Source organism: Streptomyces sp. NPDC101194, assembly GCF_044767885.1.
In the GTDB taxonomy this organism is placed as follows: domain Bacteria; phylum Actinomycetota; class Actinomycetes; order Streptomycetales; family Streptomycetaceae; genus Streptomyces.
This window is the reverse complement of record NZ_JBIWOS010000002.1, coordinates 916,919-939,331: the sequence shown is the minus strand read 5'-3', so window position 1 is coordinate 939,331 and position 22,413 is coordinate 916,919. Positions and strand designations below refer to the sequence as shown.

General features: G+C 70.2%; 19 protein-coding genes. 10 read left to right on the top strand and 9 right to left on the bottom strand.

All coding sequences use genetic code 11. From position 1 onward, the window contains the following. Positions 1-62 precede the first annotated feature (62 nt). Together ACIRP2_RS11015 and ychF are read right to left on the bottom strand one after the other, a co-directional pair. Complete coding sequence (locus ACIRP2_RS11015) at positions 63-1,502, bottom strand: ATP-binding protein (protein WP_404248665.1); 1,440 nt, start codon at positions 1,500-1,502, stop codon at positions 63-65. Between the two features lie 170 nt (positions 1,503-1,672). Further along, on the bottom strand, positions 1,673-2,761 hold the full coding sequence (gene ychF / locus ACIRP2_RS11010; RefSeq protein WP_404248663.1) for a redox-regulated ATPase YchF: 1,089 nt from the start codon (positions 2,759-2,761) through the stop codon (positions 1,673-1,675). Positions 2,762-3,001: 240 nt separating this feature from the next. On the opposite strand from ychF, the gene ACIRP2_RS11005 reads away from it, so the two are divergent. Next, complete coding sequence (locus ACIRP2_RS11005; protein ID WP_404248661.1) at positions 3,002-3,607, top strand: DUF6542 domain-containing protein; 606 nt, start codon at positions 3,002-3,004, stop codon at positions 3,605-3,607. A gap of 65 nt (positions 3,608-3,672) precedes the next feature. On the opposite strand, the gene ppgK is transcribed toward ACIRP2_RS11005, so the two are convergent. Then, on the bottom strand, positions 3,673-4,434 hold the full coding sequence (gene ppgK, locus ACIRP2_RS11000; protein WP_404248659.1) for a polyphosphate--glucose phosphotransferase: 762 nt from the start codon (positions 4,432-4,434) through the stop codon (positions 3,673-3,675). A gap of 67 nt (positions 4,435-4,501) precedes the next feature. Then, positions 4,502-5,491 carry a 4-hydroxy-3-methylbut-2-enyl diphosphate reductase gene (locus tag ACIRP2_RS10995; protein WP_404248657.1) on the bottom strand — a complete coding sequence of 330 codons (990 nt, stop codon included), beginning with the start codon at positions 5,489-5,491 and terminating at the stop codon, positions 4,502-4,504. 75 nt (positions 5,492-5,566) lie between these two features. Between ACIRP2_RS10995 and ACIRP2_RS10990 the strand changes: the two genes are divergently transcribed. The 4 genes from ACIRP2_RS10990 (at position 5,567) to ACIRP2_RS10975 (ending at position 9,452) form a co-directional block, all read left to right on the top strand. Beyond that, positions 5,567-6,952, top strand: coding sequence for an APC family permease (locus tag ACIRP2_RS10990; protein ID WP_404248655.1), 1,386 nt, complete (start codon positions 5,567-5,569; stop codon positions 6,950-6,952). A 79-nt stretch (positions 6,953-7,031) separates the two neighbouring features. Continuing rightward, positions 7,032-8,246: an exodeoxyribonuclease VII large subunit gene (gene xseA / locus ACIRP2_RS10985; protein WP_404248653.1), complete on the top strand. Its 1,215-nt coding sequence runs from the start codon at positions 7,032-7,034 to the stop codon at positions 8,244-8,246. A gap of 135 nt (positions 8,247-8,381) precedes the next feature. Beyond that, positions 8,382-8,642, top strand: coding sequence for an exodeoxyribonuclease VII small subunit (locus ACIRP2_RS10980; protein WP_404248651.1), 261 nt, complete (start codon positions 8,382-8,384; stop codon positions 8,640-8,642). A gap of 219 nt (positions 8,643-8,861) precedes the next feature. Further along, complete coding sequence (locus tag ACIRP2_RS10975; protein ID WP_404248649.1) at positions 8,862-9,452, top strand: malonic semialdehyde reductase; 591 nt, start codon at positions 8,862-8,864, stop codon at positions 9,450-9,452. Between the two features lie 130 nt (positions 9,453-9,582). Here the strand turns inward: ACIRP2_RS10975 and ACIRP2_RS10970 are convergent, their stop codons facing one another. Further along, a complete protein-coding gene (locus ACIRP2_RS10970; protein ID WP_404248647.1) occupies positions 9,583-10,101 on the bottom strand; it encodes a DUF4245 domain-containing protein in 519 nt (172 codons plus the stop codon). 142 nt (positions 10,102-10,243) lie between these two features. On the opposite strand from ACIRP2_RS10970, the gene glpX reads away from it, so the two are divergent. Continuing rightward, positions 10,244-11,275, top strand: a complete 1,032-nt coding sequence (gene glpX, locus ACIRP2_RS10965; RefSeq protein ID WP_404248645.1) for a class II fructose-bisphosphatase — start codon at positions 10,244-10,246, stop codon at positions 11,273-11,275. Between the two features lie 142 nt (positions 11,276-11,417). Here the strand turns inward: glpX and ACIRP2_RS10960 are convergent, their stop codons facing one another. Further along, the gene (locus ACIRP2_RS10960; protein ID WP_404248643.1) at positions 11,418-11,801 is read right to left on the bottom strand and encodes a WhiB family transcriptional regulator; all 384 of its coding nucleotides are present in this window, start codon (positions 11,799-11,801) and stop codon (positions 11,418-11,420) included. Between the two features lie 449 nt (positions 11,802-12,250). After that, a complete protein-coding gene (locus ACIRP2_RS10955) occupies positions 12,251-12,916 on the bottom strand; it encodes a DUF1707 domain-containing protein (protein ID WP_404248641.1) in 666 nt (221 codons plus the stop codon). A 185-nt stretch (positions 12,917-13,101) separates the two neighbouring features. On the opposite strand from ACIRP2_RS10955, the gene ACIRP2_RS10950 reads away from it, so the two are divergent. Next, positions 13,102-14,769, top strand: coding sequence for a fumarate hydratase (locus ACIRP2_RS10950; protein ID WP_404248639.1), 1,668 nt, complete (start codon positions 13,102-13,104; stop codon positions 14,767-14,769). A gap of 108 nt (positions 14,770-14,877) precedes the next feature. Here ACIRP2_RS10950 and ACIRP2_RS10945 read toward each other — a convergent pair whose 3' ends face one another. After that, positions 14,878-15,864, bottom strand: coding sequence for a LuxR C-terminal-related transcriptional regulator (locus tag ACIRP2_RS10945; RefSeq protein WP_404249454.1), 987 nt, complete (start codon positions 15,862-15,864; stop codon positions 14,878-14,880). A gap of 70 nt (positions 15,865-15,934) precedes the next feature. Here ACIRP2_RS10945 and ACIRP2_RS10940 point away from each other — a divergent pair, with 70 nt between their 5' ends. Next, positions 15,935-17,302, top strand: coding sequence for an MFS transporter (locus ACIRP2_RS10940; RefSeq protein ID WP_404248637.1), 1,368 nt, complete (start codon positions 15,935-15,937; stop codon positions 17,300-17,302). Positions 17,303-17,942: 640 nt separating this feature from the next. After that, on the top strand, positions 17,943-19,244 hold the full coding sequence (locus tag ACIRP2_RS10935; RefSeq protein WP_404248635.1) for a M18 family aminopeptidase: 1,302 nt from the start codon (positions 17,943-17,945) through the stop codon (positions 19,242-19,244). 75 nt (positions 19,245-19,319) lie between these two features. On the opposite strand, the gene ACIRP2_RS10930 is transcribed toward ACIRP2_RS10935, so the two are convergent. Continuing rightward, entirely contained in the window at positions 19,320-20,849 is a 1,530-nt protein-coding gene (locus ACIRP2_RS10930; RefSeq protein ID WP_404248633.1) for a ricin-type beta-trefoil lectin domain protein, read from the bottom strand. Between the two features lie 105 nt (positions 20,850-20,954). Here ACIRP2_RS10930 and ACIRP2_RS10925 point away from each other — a divergent pair, with 105 nt between their 5' ends. Continuing rightward, positions 20,955-22,379, top strand: coding sequence for a class II fumarate hydratase (locus ACIRP2_RS10925; protein WP_404248631.1), 1,425 nt, complete (start codon positions 20,955-20,957; stop codon positions 22,377-22,379). The last annotated feature ends 34 nt before the right edge of the window (positions 22,380-22,413 follow it).

The window sequence follows — 22,413 nt, the reverse complement described above, 5'->3', positions numbered from 1 at the left end:
TCCGCTCTCCGCTTCCACGGGACCGGGGGCGCGGGAGGCAGACGAGATCCCGGACTTCGCGGCTATCGGGGCTGCCACGACCGTACGAGGTCCTCCGGCCCCCAGTGCGCGGTGAGCGGCAGATCATCGGTCACCCCACAGCGGGAGACCGCGACCAGTGGAGTATCCGGGGCGGTACCGGGGACGGCGAGCATGTCGCGCACCAAGGCGTCGTACTCATGACGGCCGAAGGGCTGGGTCTCCAGCCACTTGACCGACCCGACGAAGGAAACCTGCCGGGCCACCGGCTCGCGGTCCGCACCGATGAGGTCGATCTCGGGGTTGTTCCGACGGTTCCACCAACCGCCGATGGCCTCGGTCTCGGGCCACTCATCATTGGGCATCAGACGCAGCAAGGACGCGCGGATCAGTGGCTCGACCGCTCGCCCACGCCAAGTGGTCCATGACCGCTCGATGCGTTCCAGCGCCAAGTCACCGCGGCCACGCTCGATGAGTGGGATCGCGCGTGCCAGGAACGCCAGCCAGAACCGCAGATACGGGTCGGCGATCCGGTAGCGCTTGTTCTTGCTGTCCGGCTTGACCGACAGGGGGAGATCAGCAGCCAGGACTCGCTTGGCCTGCAGCATGGCCAGCAGCGGGGAGAGCGTGCCGGACGGCAGAGCGCTGGCGCCGCCGGCCCGGGCTGCGATTGCACTGAACGTGCGCTCACCGCTGCCAACCGCTTCCAGCACGGCCCGTGAGTGCGAAGCCTCGGGGAATTCGCCCAGCAGGGACAGCTCGCCGGCCACCAGCAAGGGCGAGAGAGGATTGGCGACCGACGCCTGCAAGAACGCTGTACGCCCCATTCCCGGCCGCCACGACTGCACGATCTCGGGGAATCCGCCAGTGATCAACTGGGCGTCGACGGCCCCTGCGGCGTCGAGTTCGGTCATGGCCTGTACGTCGGCCAGGTTCAGGGGGTGGACGGTCATTTTCGCCGCCCGACCGAAGAACGGGCGTCCGTACGACTGCAGTGCCTCCATCACCGATGTATCGCTGCCGACCAGCAGCAGAAGCACGGGCTTGGAGGACAAGTGACGGTCCCAGACAGTCTGGAGTGCGCCCTCGAATTCCTGATCCTGCTCGACCAGCCAGGGCACCTCGTCGATCACCGCGATGCTGGGCGAGTCATCGGGTACCGCGAGCGCCAGCGAGCGCAGGGCCTGGTTCCAGTCCTGCGCCTGGAGGCCGGCGACCAGCTCCGCCCCAGGCAGTAGCGACTGCGCGAGCGTCGCGGCAAAGTCGGCGCGCTCCGTCACAGGGTTGCGCCCACGGGTGGCCTGAAACACCACGTACGGCGCTCCCGAACGGTCGCAGAACTCCTGGACCAGTCGCGACTTCCCCACTCGGCGCCGACCCGTCATGATCACAGCCCGCCCCCGGGTGGCCCCAACCGCCTCTGCCACTGTCCGGTACTGCTCAGCCAGCAGCTCAAGATCTCCGGCCCGACCTTGAAACTCCACGACGCACCCCCGAGGACAATTGACGTAGATAGATTCTTACGTAGATTGAATCTGACTTCATCTCGTCCTGATGGATCGAACGGGGGAAAACCCAGAGGCCCGACTCGGAAGAGCCGGGCCCCTTCTGACCTGCCTTTTCGCCAGATCAGTGACGTACCGTATCGCGTCCGTCACACGTTGAAGCGGAACTCCACCACGTCCCCGTCCTGCATCACATAGTCCTTGCCCTCCATGCGTGCCTTGCCCTTGGCGCGGGCCTCGGCGACGGAGCCGGTCTCGACCAGGTCCTCGAAGGAGACGATCTCGGCCTTGATGAAGCCCTTCTGGAAGTCGGTGTGGATCACACCGGCCGCCTCGGGGGCCGTGGCGCCCTTCTTGATCGTCCAGGCACGGGCTTCCTTCGGGCCTGCCGTGAGGTAGGTCTGCAGGCCCAGCGTGTCGAAGCCGACACGGCCGAGGGTGGCGAGGCCGGGCTCCTCCTGGCCCATGGACTGGAGGAGTTCCAGGGCCTCGTCGTCGTCGAGCTCGATCAGCTCGGACTCGATCTTGGCGTTCAGGAAGATCGCCTCGGCGGGGGCGACCAGGGCGCGCTGCTCGTTCTTGAAGTCCTCGTCGACCAGCTCGTCCTCGTCCACGTTGAAGACATAGAGGAAGGGCTTGGTGGTCAGGAGGTGCAGCTCGTGGAGGAGCTTGCCCTTCTCCGTGCCCGCGGTGATGCCGGCGGCGAAGAGGGTCTGGCCGGACTCCAGGATCTTCTGGGCCTCCTCGACCGCGGCGAGGACCGCGACCTTCTCCTTCTGGAGACGGGACTCCTTCGTGAGGCGCGGGACGGCCTTCTCGATGGACTGGAGGTCGGCGAGGATCAGCTCGGTGTTGATCGTCTCGATGTCGTCCTTGGGCGAGACCTTGCCGTCGACGTGAACGACGTTCTCGTCCTTGAAGGCGCGGATGACCTGGCAGATCGCGTCCGACTCACGGATGTTCGCGAGGAACTTGTTGCCCAGGCCCTCACCCTCCGAAGCGCCCCGGACGATACCGGCGATGTCGACGAAGTCGACCGTCGCGGGGAGCAGTCGCTGGGAGCCGAAGATCTCCGCCAGCGTGTTCAGACGCGCGTCGGGGACGCCGACGACGCCGACGTTCGGCTCGATCGTGGCGAACGGGTAGTTGGCCGCCAGCACGTCGTTCTTGGTCAGGGCGTTGAACAGGGTCGACTTGCCGACATTCGGCAGACCGACGATTCCGATCGTGAGCGACACGTTGGCGACTTCCTGAGGAGTGAGGAGTGAGGCGAGGGGGGTGGTGAGCGGGTGGAAGGGCGTCGGCCCGGGTGGGCCGATTCTCCAGTTTACGGGCGGGCGCAACCGGGTAACCACGGGTCCGGTCCGGGTGCCGAATCGGTTCCCGTTCGGCCGTGTGGCATCGAACTGCCCCCCAAGCTCACCCAAAGCGCGTGTCCCGCACCCGTTTCCTCCCGTTCGGCGACCTACGTTGTCCCGGTGGAGCAGCACAGGACACGTCCCCCGCAGCGCGGCCGGTCTCGGCAGGCCCCGCTGTCCCCGCAGGGCACCATCGACGAGGCCGCGACCGTCTACCGGGTGGTGGAAACCAAGCCGGAGGGCCGGTCCCGTCCGGTGCCGCCCATCGTTCTCGCGCTGCGCAGGCTGCCCAACCCCCGGCTGACCGGTATCGGCGCCGGGCTCTTCGCCGCCGCCGCCATGTTCGTACTGGCGTGCCTCGACCAGCTGATCCTGGACGGTTCGTCGGTCGTGTTCGGCGTGCTGTTCCTGCCGGTCAGCGCGCTGACCGCGCTGTGGGTGCGACCCGCGGACCTGGTGACCGCGCCGATCATCGTGCCGATCGCGTTCGCCGTCGGAGTCATCCCGATCTCCGGCGGTCCGAGCGGCTTCGCGGGCCAGACCATGGCGCTCGTCACCGCGCTCGCCGTGCACGCCGGATGGCTGTACGGCGGCACCCTCGTCGCCGGTCTCATCGCGACCGTGCGGAAGGTACGGCTGATGCGTCAGCGCCAGCGGCAGCGCCGGACGCTGCTCGCCGCGCAGACGGCGCGGGCCGCACAGCCGCCCCGCCGCCCCCAGCGCTGACCGGGGGAAGAACGAAGGGACGGGGCGCGGGGCGGAGCAGTCGTGTGCGCCCCGGCCGTCACCACCTACACCGTGCCGGTGCCCGCCCGCACCGTGCTCGCCGCCGACATCGCAGCGCCCACGATGCCCGCGTTGTTCTGCAGCTCCGCGGGCACCATCTCGGCCCGTACGTGCTCGATCAGGGGCAGGAACTTGTCGGCCTTGCGGCTGACTCCGCCACCGATGATGAAGAGCTCGGGCGAGAACAGCATCTCCACATGGGCGAGGTACTTCTGCAGCCGGTGCGCCCAGTGGTGCCAGCTCAGCTCCTCGTCCTCCTTGGCCTTGGTGGAGGCGTGCTTCTCCGCGTCGTGGCCGTCCAGCTCCAGGTGGCCCAGCTCGGTGTTGGGGACGAGCCTGCCGTCGATGAAGAGGGCGCTGCCGATCCCCGTACCCAGCGTCAGTACGATCACGGTCCCCATGCGGCCACGCCCCGCGCCGAAGGCCATCTCGGCGACGCCGGCCGCGTCCGCGTCGTTCAGGAGGGTGACGGGCAGGCCGAGTCTGTCGCCGAGCAGTCCACGGGCGTCGGTGTCGATCCAGGCCTTGTCGACATTGGCCGCCGTACGGGTGCAGCCGCCGGTGACGACGCCCGGGAACGTGATGCCCACCGGGCCGGACCAGCCGAAGTGACCGACCACCTCCGCCACGCACTCGACCACGTCCTTGGGCGTGGCTGGGTGCGGTGTCAGTACTTTGTGGCGCTCCTGCGCCAGGTCTCCGCGGTCCAGGTCCACGGGAGCGCCCTTGATCCCGGATCCACCGATGTCCACGCCGAAGATCTGCATGCAATCCACGGTACGGGCAGGTGGCCCGGCCCACTCCCCGGAACGGGAAGCCGTCGGTGCGCAGCCGTCACTTCTCCGCGAGTGCGGCGGCCTCGGCCCGCAGGTCACGGCGGAGTTCCTTGGGCAGCGAGAAGGTGATGGACTCCTCGGCCGCCTTGACGATCTCCACGTCCTCGAATCCGCGCTCCGAGAGCCAGGCCAGAACGCCGTCGACCAGCACCTCGGGAACGGACGCGCCCGAGGTGACACCGACCGTGGAGACACCCTCCAGCCAGGCCTCGTCGATCTCCTCGGCGAAGTCGACCAGATGGGCGTCGTTCGCACCCGCGCCGAGGGCGACCTCGACCAGGCGGACGGAGTTGGAGGAGTTCTTGGAGCCGACGACGATCACGAGGTCGGCGTCCGCGCCCATCTGCTTCACGGCGATCTGACGGTTCTGCGTGGCGTAGCAGATGTCGTCGCTGGGCGGCGAGACCAGGAGCGGGAACTTCTCCTTGAGCGCGCCGACCGTCTCCATCGTCTCGTCGACGGAGAGGGTGGTCTGGGAGAGCCAGACGACCTTCGACGGATCGCGCACCTCGACACCCGCGACGTCCTCGGGGCCGTCGACCAGCGTGATGTGCTCGGGGGCCTCGCCGGAGGTGCCGATGACCTCCTCGTGCCCCTCGTGGCCGATCAGGAGGATGTCGAAGTCCTCCTGCGCGAAGCGGACGGCCTCCTTGTGGACCTTGGTGACCAGGGGGCAGGTCGCGTCGATCGTGGCGAGCTTCCGCTCGGCCGCCTCCGCGTGCACGGTCGGCGCGACGCCGTGCGCGGAGAACATCACGATCGAGCCCTCGGGGACCTCCGCCGTCTCCTCGACGAAGATCGCGCCCTTCTTCTCCAGGGTCTGTACGACGTACTTGTTGTGGACGATCTCGTGGCGGACGTAGACCGGGGAGCCGTACTGCTCCAGGGCCTTCTCCACGGCGATCACGGCACGGTCCACGCCCGCGCAGTAGCCACGGGGAGCGGCGAGCAGGACGCGGCGAGGTGTCGGAGCAGTCATGCGTCCCATCGTAAGGCCGCGCCGGACGCGCGGAAGATCGGCGGGGTCGCGAGACTGAGGCGTACGCGACTCAACGGAGGGCTCATGTCGGGGACGGGCGGCGGCGGGGTCATGGAGGCGGGCGGGGCGAGCGGGGCGCACCAGGAGAAGGGCAGGCTGCGGCGGACGCTCGGCTTTCGCGATCTGGTGGTCTACGGGCTCCTCTTCATCGCGCCGATGGCGCCCGTCGGTGTCTTCGGCACACTCGACGCGAAATCGGGCGGTGCGGTCGCACTGGTCTACGTCGCGGCGACCGTCGTGATGGCGTTCACGGCCTTCAGTTACGCCCAGATGGTGCGCGTGGCCCCGCTGGCGGGCTCGGTCTTCGCGTACGCGCGCAGGGGGCTCGGGGAGGGACCGGGGTTCATCGCCGGGTGGATGGCGATGCTGGACTACCTCCTGATCCCCGCCGTCGCCTATCTCTTCTCCGGGATCGCGCTGAACGCGCTCGTGCCCTCGGTGCCACGGTGGGTGTGGACGGCGCTCGCGGTCGTCGTCACCACGCTGCTCAATCTCTGGGGTGTACGGGCCGCCGCCCGGGCCGGTTTCGCGGTGCTCGCGATGGAGATCGTGGTGCTGCTGGTGTTCCTGGTGTCGGCGGTGGCGGTGCTGGTGGTGAACGGGGCGCAGCGCGGCTGGCTGACCCCGTTCACCGGTGATTCCGGCTTCTCCGCGTCGGCGGTGCTGGGGGCGGTGTCGGTGGCCGTGCTGTCGTATCTGGGCTTCGACGCGATCGCCTCGTTCGCGGAGGAGGTGACGGGGGGCTCGTCGAAGGTCGCGCGGGCGCTGCTGTTCTGCCTGGTGCTCGCGGGCGTCCTGTTTGTGGCGCAGGGGTATCTGGCGGCGCTGCTGGAGCCGCTGACGTCGGCGGAGCTGGCCTCCGATCCGGCCGCGCAGGGCTCGGCGTTCTACGACACGGTGGATTCCTCGGTCGGGACCTGGCTGCACGACCTGGTGGCGGTCAGCAAGGCGATCGGGGCGGCGTTCGCCGCGCTGGCCGGGCAGGCGGCCGCCGGGCGGCTGCTGTTCGCGATGGCCAGGGAGCGGCGGCTGCCCCCGCCGCTGTCCAAGGTCGATGCGCGGTCCGGGGTGCCGCGGATCGCGATTCTGCTGGCCGCGACGGTGACGTCGGTGGCGGCGGTGTGGGCGGCCCGGCGCGCCGACGGTCTCGACCACCTGGTGTCGGTCGTCGACATCGGAGCGCTGACGGCGTTCGTGCTGCTGCACGCGTCGGTGGTCGGCTGGTTCGCCGTACGCCGCATGGAGGGGCCGCCGAGCTGGTGGCGGCATGTGCTGGTGCCGGTGGTGGGTGCGGGGGTGCTGATCGCGGTGATCGTGGAGGCGACCGCGAGCGCCCAGGTGGTGGGGGTGTGCTGGTTGGCGGTGGGGCTGGTGGTGGTGGCGTTGCAGCGGCGGCGTCGCACGGTCTGAGGGGGCGGTGTCGCGCCGACGGCACGTGGCGGTCGGCATGGGCGGCTGATTGTCGGTGGGGGCGGTTACGCTCGCTCGCATGGCTCTCCAAACGTCCGCGGAAGCTCCGCTGCCCGTCGGTGATGTGTCGCGGCTCATCGGGGGGTGGATCGACCGGCTGGGGGCGGTCTGGGTCGAGGGGCAGATCACCCAGCTGTCACGGCGGCCCGGTGCCAGCGTGGTGTTTCTGACGCTGCGCGACCCCTCGCAGGACATCTCGGTGAGCGTGACGTGCTTCCGCCAGGTCTTCGACCGGATCGCGGACGTGGTGACGGAGGGGGCGCGGGTCGTCGTCCTCGCCAAGCCCGAGTGGTACGCGCCCAGGGGCCAGCTGTCCCTGCGGGCCACGGAGATACGACCGGTCGGCATCGGCGAGCTGCTGGTCCGTCTTGAGCGCCTGAAGAAGTCACTGGCCTCGGAGGGGCTCTTCGCGCTCGACCGGAAGAAGTCCCTCCCGTTCCTGCCGCAGCTGATCGGACTGGTCTGCGGACGGGCCTCGGCCGCCGAGCGCGACGTCCTGGAGAACGCGCGACGGCGCTGGCCCGCGGTGCGTTTCGAGGTGCGCAACACGGCGGTGCAGGGGGTGCACGCGGTCAATCAGGTGGTCCAGGCCGTGAAGGAGCTCGACGACCTGCCGGAGGTCGACGTGATCGTCGTGGCGCGGGGTGGCGGCAGCGTGGAGGACCTGCTGCCGTTCTCGGACGAGCAGCTGATCCGGACGGTCGCCGCGTGCCGCACGCCGGTGGTGTCGGCGATCGGCCATGAGCCCGACTCCCCGCTGCTCGACCTGGTCGCGGATCTGCGCGCCTCCACGCCGACGGACGCGGCGAAGAAGGTCGTGCCCGATGTCGGCGAGGAGCTGGACCGGGTGCAGCAGTTGCGGGACCGTGCGCTGCGGACGGTGCGCGGGCTGCTGGACCGGGAGGAGCGGGGGCTGGCGCATGCGCTGGGCCGCCCTTCGATGGAACGTCCGCATCGGATGGTGGACGAGCGGGCGTCGGAGATCGATGCCCTGATCGGGCGGGGCAGGCGGGTGCTGGGGCATCTGCTGGACCGGGCGGACTCGGAGCTCGCCCACACCCGGGCGCGGGTGGTCGCGCTGTCGCCCGCCGCGACGCTGGAGCGCGGATACGCGGTGCTGCAGCGGGCCGACGGTCATGTGGTGCGCGCCCCCGCGGACGCGGGGGCGGCGGGAGATGTGCTCCGTGCGCGGGTCTCGGGTGGCGAGTTCGCGGTGCGGGTCGCCGGTGAGTGAGCGCGGGCGCGGCGGGGACGCTCCGGGCGGTGGATGTCCGGCGCGCGGGCGCCGGACGGGTTCGGAGTGCGGGCCCGCGGATGACGACGGACGAGGTCGAAGGCTCCTGGCGGGCCGGAACGTAGGGTGGGGCGCATGACGGACGACGGGACTACGGCGGCTGCCGCGGGCACGCTCGGATACGAGCAGGCCCGTGACGAGCTGATCGAGGTGGTGCGCCGCCTGGAGGCGGGCGGTACGACGCTGGAGGAGTCCCTCGCGCTGTGGGAGCGGGGCGAGGAGCTGGCGAAGGTGTGCCGGCACTGGCTGGAGGGCGCGCGCGCCCGGCTGGACGCGGCCCTGGCGGGGCCGGCCGACTCCGGGGAGACCGCCACGGCAGCCGACGACGACGGCTGAGACCGCCCCGCCGTGCGTGAGGGCCACGGCGGCCGCCCCTGCGGCGGGCGCCGCACCGCAGGAGCCGTCGACGGCGCAGAAGGGCCGGTTGCGGCACAAGAGTCCCGTGCTGTGTAACGGGTCACTCCGCTCCGGTTTTAGTTGAAAGTTAACCTACCTCTCCCGTACCGTGGCCGTCGTTGCTTGATCCACGTGTACGTCCGGAAGGTAATTCGCACGATGTCCCTCGCTCTTGACCCCGCCGCCCAGGACCTCCTCTTCCGCGAGGCCCGCACCGCCAACACCTTCACCGACGAGCCGGTGACCGAGGAGCAGGTCCAGGCGATCTACGACCTGGTCAAGTACGGCCCCACCGCGTTCAACCAGTCGCCGCTGCGCGTCGTCCTGGTCCGCTCCGACGACGCCCGCGCGCGCCTCGTGAAGCACATGGCCGAGGGCAACCAGCCGAAGACCTCCACCGCCCCGCTGGTCGCCATCCTGGCCACCGACAACGAGTTCCACGAGGAGCTCCCGGCCCTGCTCCCGCACTTCCCGCAGGCCAAGGACGCGTTCTTCTCCGAGCGCCCGGTCCGCGAGTCGGCCGCCGCCCTCAACGGCGCGCTGCAGGCCGCGTACTTCATCATCGGCGTCCGCGCCGCCGGTCTGGCCGCGGGCCCGATGACCGGCTTCGACGCCGCGGGCATCGAGAAGGAGTTCCTGGACGGCGACCACAGCCTGCTGATGGTCGTCAACATCGGCAAGCCGGGCGAGGACGCCTGGTTCCCGCGTCTGCCGCGCCTCGCCTACGACGAGGTCATCACGACCGTCTGATCGTCGCCGCGCGCACGGAGAAGGCCCTGGAGCACCTGATACGGCTCCAGGGCCTTCCCCGTACGCCGCGCACGGGGCTTCACACTCCGTGCACAGGGCTTCGTGCGCCCCGCACGGCCGTCAGACCAGTTCAGGACGTCCTGAGCGCGGCAGCCATCTCCGCCAGCCGCTCGGGCGACGCGGAACCCGTGACCACCGTGGTCGCGCCCTTGTCGTGGCGCACGAGGGCGTCGTACTTCTCGCCCTTCCAGTGCTGCCACGTCTCGCCCGCGACCTCCTGCGTACGCCCGGTGTCCTTGGCGTCCTGGCTGACCTCGGTCACGTACTTCTTCGCCGCCGAGGTGGACTGCTCCACCGCGACGTACTTGCCCTCCGGGTCGAGGAAGCCCAGGTGCCAGCTGTTGCCGGCCTTGCGGTCGTAACTGACCGAGGTCGGCTTCCACTCCTTGGCCAGTCCGTCCGGCGCGGCCACCGGGTAGGGCGCCGCGCGCCGCGCCGTCAGCAGCTCCACCCGGTAGTCGACCGGCTTGACCGGGTTGGCGTTCTCGTCATGCGGAACGAAGATGTAAACAACCCCCGCGGCGGCGGAGATCACCGCCATCGACAGGAACATGTCCCGCACCGTCTGCTTGCCTCGCTTGCTAGCCACGGGTCCATGGTCGCATCAGACCCACTCGGTCCGATTCGGGGGGCAGCCGCTCATAAGTGACCCGGTCTGCTCATTTTGTCGACCTGACGATAGAGTCACAGCACCCTCTTCCGGTCGTCGTCGTACAGAAAGGTGCGCTCCGATGTCCGAGCATCATCTGCCGTCTCAGTTGGAGGTCTCCCCCGAGGCCCCCGACCGCAACCTGGCCCTGGAGCTGGTCCGGGTCACCGAGGCCGCCGCCATGGCAGCAGGACGCTGGGTGGGCCGCGGCGACAAGATCGGCGCCGACGGTGCCGCCGTGAAGGCCATGCGGACCCTCGTCTCGACCGTCTCGATGAACGGCGTCGTCGTCATCGGCGAGGGCGAGAAGGACGAAGCCCCCATGCTGTTCAACGGCGAGCGCGTCGGTGACGGCACCGGCCCCGAGGTCGACATCGCCGTGGACCCGATCGACGGTACGACCCTGAACGCCAAGGGCATGCCCAACGCGATCGCCGTCCTCGCCGCAGCCGACCGCGGCGCCATGTTCGACCCGTCCGCGGTCTTCTACATGGACAAGCTGGTCACCGGACCCGAGGCCGCCGACTTCGTCGACATCAACGCCCCGGTCTCGGTGAACATCCGCCGTGTCGCGAAGGCGAAGAACTCCGCCCCCGAGGACGTCACCGTCGTCGTCCTGGACCGCCCCCGCCACGACGGCATCGTCAAGGAGATCCGGGAGACCGGCGCCCGGATCAAGTTCATCTCCGACGGCGACGTCGCGGGCTCGATCATGGCCGCCCGCGAGGGCACCGGGGTCGACCTGCTGATGGGCATCGGCGGCACCCCCGAAGGCATCATCTCCGCCTGCGCCATAAAGTGCCTCGGCGGTGTCATCCAGGGCAGGCTCTGGCCGAAGGACGAGGCCGAGCGGCAGCGCGCGCTGGACGCCGGGCACGACCTGGACCGGGTGCTGTCCACCGACGACCTGGTCAGCGGCGACAACGTGTTCTTCGTCGCGACCGGCATCACGGACGGCGAGCTGATGCGCGGCGTGCGGTACCGCGCGGAGACGGCGACCACCGAGTCGATCGTCATGCGGTCCAAGTCCGGCACCATCCGGAAGATCGACTCGACGCACCGGCTGTCGAAGCTGCGCGCCTACAGCGCCATCGACTTCGACCGCGCGAAGTAGGCGCGGCCCCCAGGAGGCGGGTCCGCGACGCGGATCCCCCGAGAACGCGAAGAGGCGCCCCCGTGTGCGGTGGGGGCGCCTCTTCGCGTGTACGGGCGCGGGCGGACACACGCCCGCGCGGACCGGCGCGCTGCCGGCCCGCTCAGCCCGCCGCGGCGACGCGGCCCGTCACTCCGGAGGACGCCGAGGACGCCTTGAGCTCCATCTCGCGCCGTCTCCGACGGGCGAGCACCACACGGCGTTCGGCGGCGGTGAGGCCGCCCCACACCCCGTACGGCTCCGGTTGTATGAGGGCATGTTCCTGGCATTCGACCATCACCGGACAGCGCGCGCAGACCCGCTTCGCGGACTCCTCGCGCGCGAGTCTGGCAGCAGTCGGCTCCTTCGACGGGGCGAAGAACAGCCCGGCCTCGTCCCGGCGGCACACCGCCTCCGAGTGCCAGGGACCGGCCTGGTCCTCCCGAGCGGGGGTGCGCTGGGGAGGGACGGCGGCGACCTGCAGGGGCTGATGCGGCAGTTGCAGCACGGTCTACTCCTGACGACGGCTTCGCGAGCGAGAGACGATGCAGCACTCCCTACCCGCTGTGCGTAGGCCTATGCACTGCGTGTCACCCGGCTCCAGGGTGCCGAATTGCGTTTGGTCAGGAATTTGGCTTGTTTTCGAAGAGCCTCGAAGAGCTTCGAAGGGAATACGCGGACTTCGACAGGCTTCGACGGACATCGACGGAGACCGAAAGGGTTCGAAGAAGCCCGAAGAAGTCCGAAATGGTTCGGCGCTGTTCGGAAGTATGCGAGGGAGCGGGCCTGAGGGCTGCCCCGCAATCCCTGGTGGAGCAGCGCGCGGCCTCGGATGCGGTGCGTCGCAAGGCGGAGGGCCGTCCGCCCACCGGATGCGTGCGGACGTTCCGACAACGCGGCGAGGTGCCGTGGCCGTCGTCGTGCGCCCGCCAGGCGGTACGGACGGCCCTCAGCCGCTCAGCCGAGGTATTTGCGCAGCCGGTCCTGGAGATCCGCGATGAACTTCCCGCGCTTGGGCTTCGCTTCGACGCTGCCGAACACCGAATAGCCGTTGACGACGACCACGGGCGCCTCGGGGTCCGCGGATTCCAGTGTGGCGACCTCGAAATTGCCGAAGACACCCGTGCCGCTGCCGCGCAGCGAGATGTTCTCCGGGACCTTGATCTCGACACTTCCGAAGATGGCGGTCGCATTGATCACCGTGAGCCTCTGGCCGAAGAGCGCCTCGGTCAGATCGATCTCCACGCTGCCGAAGAGCGCGAAGGCGTTCGTACGGCCACCGACCCGCCAACGACCCTTGCGGGTGGAGCTGCTGAAGACCGCCACCAGGTTCTCGGCGGGGCCCGCCGGGCCCTCCGCGCCGTGGACGCCGGGCATGGCGGCCGAGCGGGCAGCCCCTGCGGGGGCGGGCAGATCCCGCACCAGCGGCTCCAGTTCGCCGACCGTCTTGGCGCGGTAGACCGCGTCGACCCGCTCGCCGTGTTCCTCGGCGGTGAGCCGGCCCTCGGCCAGGGCCTCGCGCAGGATGTCCGCGATCCGGTCACGGTCCGCGTCGGAGGCACGGATACCGGCCGGCTCCGCCGGGGCCACGGAGGGTTGCTGGGGGTGCTTTTCGAGGTCCACCGACCCAGCGTACCCAAACGCGATAGATCGCGACTAGCCCCCGCCTCGTCCCCGCCGTGTCGCCCGCGTCCGGGGGCCGCACTGAGCCTTACCTCACAGCTTCGGCCTCCGCTCGGCGTTCTACCCTGGTGGATGCGCTGCCCAAGGGAGGTCAGCCGCCGTCTGCCGAGTGAGGAATGGCCGTAATGCCAGAGTTTGCGTACTCCGATCTGCTCCCTCTGGGAGAGGACACCACGCCGTACCGTCTGGTGACCTCCGAGGGTGTCTCCACCTTCGAGGCCGACGGCCGTACGTTCCTCAAGGTCGCCCCGGAGGCGCTGCGCACCCTGGCCGCCGAGGCCATGCACGACATCTCGCACTACCTGCGCCCCGCCCACCTGGCGCAGCTGCGGCGGATCGTGGACGACCCCGAGGCGTCGTCCAACGACAAGTTCGTCGCACTCGACCTGCTGAAGAACGCGAACATCGCCGCCGCGGGTGTCCTGCCGATGTGCCAGGACACCGGCACCGCGATCGTCATGGGCAAGCGCGGGCAGAACGTACTCACCGAGGGCGGTGACGAGGAGGCCCTGTCGCACGGCATCTTCGACGCGTACACGAAACTGAACCTGCGTTATTCACAGATGGCTCCGCTCACCATGTGGGAGGAGAAGAACACCGGCTCGAACCTGCCGGCCCAGATCGAGCTGTACGCCACCGACGGCGGCGCGTACAAGTTCCTCTTCATGGCGAAGGGCGGCGGCTCGGCCAACAAGTCGTTCCTCTTCCAGGAGACGAAGGCCGTGCTGAACGAGGCCTCCATGATGAAGTTCCTGGAGGAGAAGATCCGTTCGCTGGGAACGGCCGCCTGCCCGCCGTACCACCTGGCGATCGTCGTCGGCGGTACGTCGGCCGAGTTCGCGCTGAAGACCGCGAAGTACGCCTCCGCGCACTACCTGGACGAGCTGCCCGCCGAGGGCTCCCCCACCGGCCACGGCTTCCGGGACAAGGAGCTGGAGGAGAAGGTCTTCGAGCTGACGCAGAAGATCGGCATCGGCGCCCAGTTCGGCGGCAAGTACTTCTGCCACGACGTGCGGGTCGTCCGCCTCCCCCGCCACGGCGCCTCGCTCCCCGTCGCGATCGCCGTGTCCTGCTCGGCGGACCGCCAGGCCACCGCGAAGATCACCGCCGAGGGCGTCTTCCTGGAGCAGTTGGAGAAGGACCCGGCCCGCTTCCTGCCCGACACCACCGACGAGCACCTCGACGAGGCGGGTGATGTCGTCGAGATCGACCTGAACCGGCCGATGGACGAGATCCTCGCCGAGCTGACCAAGTACCCGGTCAAGACCAGGCTCTCGCTGACCGGCCCGCTCGTCGTGGCCCGCGACATCGCGCACGCCAAGATCAAGGAGCGGCTGGACGCGGGCGAGGAGATGCCGCAGTACCTGAAGGACCACCCGGTCTACTACGCGGGCCCGGCGAAGACGCCCGAGGGCTACGCCTCCGGCTCCTTCGGTCCGACGACGGCGGGACGGATGGACAGCTACGTCGCGCAGTTCCAGGCGGCGGGCGGCTCCAAGGTGATGCTCGCCAAGGGCAACCGGTCCAAGCAGGTCACCGACGCGTGCGACGCCCACGGCGGTTTCTACCTGGGCTCGATCGGCGGCCCCGCGGCGCGCCTCGCGCAGGACTGCATCAAGAAGGTCGAGGTCGTCGAGTACGAGGAGCTCGGCATGGAAGCGGTGTGGAGGATCGAGGTCGAGGACTTCCCCGCGTTCATCGTCGTCGACGACAAGGGCAACGACTTCTTCACCGAGCCCGCCCCGGCGCCGACGTTCACCAGCATTCCGGTGCGGGGTCCGGGTCTCGCCTGACGCGTCGGGACGTGCGGGGCGCGGGCGACGTGCGCGAAGCGCGCGGAGCCGTCGTCCCGCGGGGGCGGTTCCGCCGGACGAATCACGGCGGGGCGGCCCCCGCGCCTCTCACTGCTCCAGCAGGCCCGATGTCGCGATCAGATAGCCGAGCTGGGCGCGGCTGTTGCTGCCGAGCTGCTCGGAGACCCTGCGCACGTGCTCCGCGACGGAGCGGCGGCTCATGCCGATCCGGCGGGCGATCGCCTCGTCCGTCTCGCCGCCCACCACCGCCTGCAGGATGGTCCGTTGCAGGTCGGAGGTGACGACGGGGGTGCGCAGCGGTACGCGCTCCGGTCGCACCGGGACCGAGCGGGCCCAGGCTTCGTCGAAGTGCCGGACCAGGAAGCGGACCAGGGACGGGTGCTGGATGCGCAGAGCGCTGTGCGGCTCGTCGGAGTACGGGACGAACGCGAGGTTCCGGTCGAAGACGATGATCCGGTCGACGACCTCGGCGAGTGTTCTGACCTCGGCGCCCTCGGTGGTCACCCGCTCGATGTAGGCGAGCGTCGTACGGTCCGAGCGGACGGTGTGCTGATAGATCGTCCGCTGCCGGATGCCCCTGCGCAGATTGTGCAGGTCCCGGCGCAGCGCCACCTCCAGCGTATGTGCGGGACGGCCGCCGCCGGGCTGGGCGGTGCGGACCTCCTCACGGCAGCCGGCGACGCCCGCGTCGAGCGCCTTGCCGATGACGGCCGCGCCGGAGAGCCGGGTGAGGGCGGTTTGTTCGAGCCGGTGCACATCGGCGTACAGGCCCTCGAAGACGGCCAGCGCGGCGCGGGCCGAACGGAGCGTGCGACGCTGCCGCGCGATCGCCTCCTCGATGGGCCCGAGTGCGTCGAACGAGGCGGTCTCGGGCGGAACGGGAATCAGGTACCCGGGTGAGTCCCGGTCCTCCACCATCAGATGAAGGCCGCTCAGACAGCGGGGCACGTCGTCGGCCGGAAGGCTTCCCTCCGTGAGCGCGCGCCGATAGGCCGCGAGGGCGGTGTCGCAGACACGGTCCGATGACGATTCGCGGCAATCACACGCCCGTGGGCCGGAATGATCGTCCTTCACAACCATGCAGATTACATTCGTGCAGTCCGCAGGCCATGGGCGAGCACGGACTCTCGGTGACCATGGGCCGGTGACGCACGACATCGGGCACGGGAACGACCGGCCGGACCGCGTGCCGGACATCGATCCGGCCGAAGCGGCACGCGGCGAGCGCCGCTATCGATTCCTCGTCGCGGGTTACTCGCTCTCCTCGTACGGCACCTTCCTGAATACGGTGGCGCTCAATCTGTTCGTCTACGAGACGACGGGCAGGGCGCTCGCGATGGGCCTGTTCATGGCCGTGCGTCTGGGGTCCGGGTTCCTCGCCGGCCTCGTGGCCGGTGTTCTCCTCGCCCGGTTCAGGGCCAAGAGCGTCATGCTGTGGACGAATGCGGCGCAGGCGGCGGTGATGCTGTCGCTGGTCCTCGCTCCGGAGGGGATGCGCACGGCCGCGTTGACGGCCGTTTCCGTGGTGGTCGGCGCCTGCGGAACGCTTTTCATGGTGTCGCTGCGCAGCTCCATTCCCGAGATGGTCGGCGACGATCGCCGGCCCTGGGCGAACTCCCTTTCCATCACGGGGCGTTCGCTGGCCATGGTGGCGGGGTTCGCTTCGGCGGGAGTGGTGGTCTCGCTGGTGGGCTACACCGCGGCGTTCGTGGTGGACATGGGCACCTTCGTGGTCTGCGCCGTGACGGTGGCTCTGCTGCCGATCGCGGGCGGCGGCGGAGGGAAGGACGCCCGGCCGGAATCGGAGGGGGATTCCGGCGGGCGTCCGCAGGAGGGGAAGAGGGGGGCCGGGGCGGGGCGGCGGCGGTCGCCGGGGGCGTTCCTCCGGTCCGCCGCCGCACCCGGCCTCGGCCTGATGGTGGTGCTGCGCAGTGTGGACGCCTTCGGTTCGTCCTCCCACAACGCGGCGCTGCCGGTCCACTCCGCCGGGCTCGACGCCTCGCGCCCCGCCGTGTTCGTCAGCGCGTTCTGGTGTCTGTGGGCGCTGGGGAACGTCGTCGCCCAGCAGCTGATCCAGCGGTACGTGGCACGCACCGGGCGGTCGGTGGGGGCAACGGGTTTCGGGTACGGCACATGTCTGATGTCCGGGGCGTTCATCCTGGCGTTCGCGGGGTTCCCGTACGCGGCGACGGCTGTGATCGCACTGGTCGCGGGGGCGGCCGACGGACTCACGGAGGTCTCGTACACCTCGCATCTGCAGACGCTTCCCGCGGATCTGCGCGGTCATGCGTTCGGCCTCTCCGCGACCGTCGAGAACCTCGGGTTCGGCGTCGGCATGATCCTGGTCGCGGCGGCGCTCGACAGCCACAGCCCGCTGACCGTCGTCGCCTGGTCGCACGGGGCGGCCATCGCGGTCGCCGTCGTGTTCCTGATCGGGGTGACGAGGCCGCGGAACGGAGATCGTGTCCCCGCCCCGCCCTCAGGCGCCGATCGCGACGGGCAGCTGCGGTGAGGCTTCCCGCACGACTGTATTCAGCCAATCTTGAGAGGACCACCGGGAGGCCGGCCGCGCGGCCCCGCGCGCGGTGCGGGGTGCGGGCTCCCGCAGGAGTCCGCGCGGAGGTGTCGGCGGACGCCGGCGGTGTCCGGGAGCCGGATGCCGGGTCTCCGGGCCCTCCGGAACGCCTTGCGGAACGCGTGTCCGGCACGGGTCGGGCGGAACCCCGTCCTGGCCGGCGCTCGCTCTCGGCCGCCTCACGCCCGGACGCGGGGCGGGCCGGACCGGCACCGCCGCTTTCGCGCAGCGGGCCGCGCCGCGGACTTGCGCCGTGCCGGGCCGCTGCGGTGGGTTGTCGGACGTTCCTGACGCGCTCCGCGGACCCGGGGATTCAGGAAACCGCCCCGGGGCACCGGAAGTCGGGACCCGGGAACCGGGAACCGGCCGCCGGTGGGCCCGGGAACAGTCCCGGAAAGCCGGCGGACCCCCGTTCGGAACCGGGAACCGACCCGGGAAACCGGGACCGGCTCCCAAAGGCCCGGGAGCCGACCGCCACCCCCCACACCCCCGAACGCCTGCCGAGCCGAACGGCCCGGCGCGGGTTCGCCCCTCGTCTCCCACCCTCACCGTCGATCACCGGAAAGGCGGACACCGCATGTCGCCGCTCCCCCGGCGCAGCCACGCCGACGACCTGCTGTCCTTCATCAGGGACAGCCCATCCCCCTACCACGCGGTGGCGAGCGCCGCCCGGCGTCTTGAGAAGGCCGGCTTCCGTGAACTCCACGGCACGCAGGACTGGACGGGCGCGACCGGCGGCGCCTTCGTCGCCCGCGGCGGCGCCCTGATGGCCTGGTACGTCCCCGAGGACGCGGCCGCCCACACCCCGTTCCGGATCATCGGCGCCCACACCGACTCCCCCAATCTGCGGATCAAGCCCGTCCCCGACACCGGATCGGCGGGCTGGCGGCAGATCGCCGTGGAGGTCTACGGCGGCGTGCCGCTGAACACCTGGCTCGACCGCGATCTGGGCATCTCCGGACGGCTGACGCTGCGCGGCCCCGACGGCGGGGTCGCGTCACGGCTCGTCCGGATCGACGAACCGCTGGCACGGGTACCCCAGTTGGCCATCCATCTGGACCGTACGGTCAACGACGGGCTCGCGCTCGACCGGCAGCGCCATCTCAGCCCGCTCTGGGCGCTCGGGGCTCCCGAGGAGGGTGCGCTGCTGCGCCGGGTCGCGGCGGCGGCGGAGGTGGACCGGGACGACGTGCTCGGCTGGGACCTGATGCTCCATGACGTCCAGCCGCCCGGATACCTGGGCGCCGACCGGGAGTTCGTGGTGTCCGCCCGGCTGGACAACCTGGTGTCGGTGCACGCGGGCGTCACGGCCCTGGTGGGTGCGGCGACCGGGGCCGAGGAGCCTTCGTACATCCCGGTCCTGGCGGCCTTCGACCACGAGGAGGTCGGCAGCGGTTCGGACACGGGGGCGCAGGGGCCCCTGCTGGAGCGCGTCCTCGGCCGTTCGGTCACCGCGCGCGGCGGCGGTGCCGAGGACTGGTCACGCGCCCTGTTCGGCGCCTTCTGCGTCTCCGCCGACATGACGCACGCGGTGCACCCCAACTACGCGGAGCGGCACGACCCGGGCCACTGTCCGCTGCCCAACGGCGGACCCACGGTCAAGGTCAACGTCAATCAGCGGTACGCCACCGACGGCACCGGCATGGCGGTGTTCACGGCGGCGTGCGAGCGGGCGGGCGTGCCGTGGCAGTCGTTCGTCTCCAACAACGCGATGCCGTGCGGTACGTCGATCGGTCCGCTGACCGCGGCCCGGCTGGGTGTCGCGACGGTCGACGTGGGGGTGCCCGGACTGTCCATGCACTCGGCGCGCGAGCTGTGCGGGGCGGACGACCCCGGTGCTCTGGCCGCCGTCCTGGGCGCTTTCGTGACGTCGGGCTGACGCCTCGGCCGGTGCGGGAAGGGTGGGGCGGGGGTCCGAATCGGCTCCCCGCCCCACCCCGTACCGGGGTACGGACTACGCGAACCGCTGCTGCGCGCTGCCGTCGCAGCTCTGCAGCCTCAGCGGGTCCTTGGCCGCCGCGAGCGTCAGGCACAGCCCGGTCGAGGCCGCCGGGCGCAAGGTCCCGGACTGCCTGACGAACTGCTGGTTGGCCGCGCCCGAGCAGTTCCACAGGATGAGCGTGGCGCCCGCCTTGTAGTCGGCGCCCGGCACGTCGAGGCACCGGTCGTGGCTCAGCTCGGTACGGATGTTCTTCGTGCCGGAGTCGTACCACCAGCCCTGGTTGCGGCCGCCGTGGCAGTCCCAGCCGGCGATCGGGGTGTTGTTGCGGGTCACCGAGGCGGGAACGTCCACGCAGGTGCCCGTGGCCTCGTTCTTGAGGGGTTTGAAGACGTCGTCCCACGCCGCGGCCTGGAGAACCGGCTGTCCGGTGCTCGCCGGGTCGGCGCAGCTCGCCTCGCGCAGCGACGAGTTGTAGATCTGCGTCAGGCAGGAGGCGAAGGCCGCGTGGCCGCGCGCGTTCGGGTGGAAGGACTGCCGGACGGAGTTGGAGTCCGGCGGGAAGTGCGACAGGTCGATGTAGAGGCCGCGGGCCCAGGTGTTGTCGCTGCAGACCTCGTGACCGTGGAAGAGCCGGGAGTTGTCGAGGTAGACGGCTCCGGTGTCGGCGGCGGCCTTGCGCATTCCGCGTTCGAAGGCGGGGACCGCGACGTCACGGCCCCAGGCGGCGTCGGAGTCGTATCCGGCACAGCCACCGGGAAGCTTGCCCGGGAAGTCCGGGTTGTCGTAGAAGTCCGGTCCGATCGGGCTCGGGTAGCCCATGACCACGAGCTTGTAGTCGCCGGTGGCGTATCCGGCGTCCGACATGACGGTCCTGAGGTCGCGCACCGTCTTCTCGACCTTGGGGACGAGCCCGTCGACGCGCGCCTGCCAGCCGCCCTCGTACTTCGGCTGACAGGTGCCCTGGGAGAGCACCCAGCGCTGGACGCAGTCCGTCATGACCGGGCCGAACTGCAGGTCGTCATTGGCGCCGGCGACCAGCACGATCATCTTGATGCGGGTGTTGCGGGCCTTGATGGCGAGGTTGTCGCTCTGCACGAGCTCGTCGGCGTACTGCTTCGATCCGCCGATCACGATGTTGCCGGTGTAGGCGCCGGAGCAGGAGACGTTGTACGTGACGTCGGCCGGGATGCCGGTGCGGTGGATGGCGGAGTCCGGCGAGCGGTGGCACCAGTTGTCGGGGCCGTCGGTGCCCGCCTCGTACGTGCCGACGCCCTCGCCGGAGATCTCGCTGTCGCCGAGCGAGATCAGCCCGGTCTTGCGGTCGGCGAGCGGACGCTCGGCCGGGTCGCCGTACAGCCGGGTGGCTTCGGCGGCGCGGATGGCCTCCAGTTCGGGTGACAGGGGGGTGGATGCGGTAGTGGTGGTGCCGGGCCGGTCCGCCGCGCCCGCCGGTCCCGCGGCGAAGGCCGTACCGCCCAATGCCGCCGCCATGGCCGCGGCGGCCGCGACCGTACAGCGAAGTCTGTGCCTGGTGCGCCTCATTGCGCCTCCCCGGGTTGTGGTTACCCCCGGTATTTACTGGTCGGTAGGCAACTTGGGAATAGACAGAACAAGACAAGTGCTCAACTTTTTCAGGAGGTTGCACCCATGGACGAGTCACAGACCCCCGCACCGACCCCTGCGGGCGGCACGGATTTCCGCATCGAACACGATTCGATGGGCGAGGTGAGGGTCCCCGCGGACGCCAGGTGGCGGGCCCAGACGCAGCGCGCGGTGGAGAACTTCCCGATCTCCGGACAGCGCCTGGAGCGGGCCCACATCGAGGCCCTGGCCCGGATCAAGGCGGCCGCCGCCAAGGTGAACGCCGAACTGAAGGTGCTCGACCCGGACATCGCCCTGGCCATCCAGGGGGCCGCCGAGGAGGTCGCCGAGGGGCACTGGGACGCCCACTTCCCGATCGACGTCTTCCAGACCGGGTCCGGCACCTCGTCCAACATGAACACCAACGAGGTCGTGGCCACTCTCGCCACCGAGCGCCTGGGCCGCGAGGTCCACCCCAACGATCACGTCAACGCCTCGCAGTCGTCCAACGACGTCTTCCCGTCGTCCATCCACATCGCCGCGACCGCGGCCGTCACCGGTGAGCTGATCCCGGCGCTGGACCACCTGGCGACCGCCCTGGAGCGCAAGTCCGCCGCATTCGCGACGGTCGTGAAGTCGGGGCGTACGCATCTGATGGACGCCACACCCGTCACCCTGGGCCAGGAGTTCGGTGGCTACGCGGCGCAGATCCGGTACGGGATCGAGCGACTGCGCTCCTCGCTTCCCCGCCTCGCCGAACTGCCGCTGGGCGGCACGGCCGTCGGCACCGGCATCAACACCCCGCCCGGCTTCTCCGCCGCCGTCATCGCCGAGGTCGCCCGCGCCACCGGACTGCCGCTCACCGAGGCCAGGGACCACTTCGAGGCGCAGGGCGCCCGGGACGGGCTCGTGGAGACGTCCGGCCAGCTCCGCACGCTCGCCGTCTCGCTCACCAAGATCTCCAACGATCTGCGCTGGATGGCGTCCGGACCGCGCACCGGTCTGGCCGAGATCAGCCTTCCCGACCTCCAGCCCGGCTCGTCGATCATGCCCGGAAAGGTGAATCCGGTCATTCCCGAGGCCGTTTTGATGGTCGCGGCCCAGGTGATGGGGAACGACGCGACGGTCGCCGTCGCGGGTGCGGCGGGCAATTTCGAGCTGAATGTGATGCTGCCGGTCATCGCGAAGAACCTGCTGGAGTCGGTGCGGCTGCTGGCCAACGTCTCCCGGCTGCTCGCGGACCGCACGGTCGACGGGATCACCGCGAACGTCGAGCGCGCCAGGGAGTACGCGGAGTCCTCGCCGTCCGTCGTCACCCCGCTGAACAAGTACATCGGTTACGAGGAGGCGGCGAAGGTCGCCAAGAAGTCGCTGGCCGAGCGCAGGACGATCCGCGAGGTGGTGCTGGAGTCGGGATACGTCGAGCGCGGCGACCTCACGGTCGAGCAGCTCGACGAGGCGCTGGACGTGTTGCGCATGACCCGCCCGTGACACGCGTCGCGGCAACGGGTCCGCGGCATCCCTA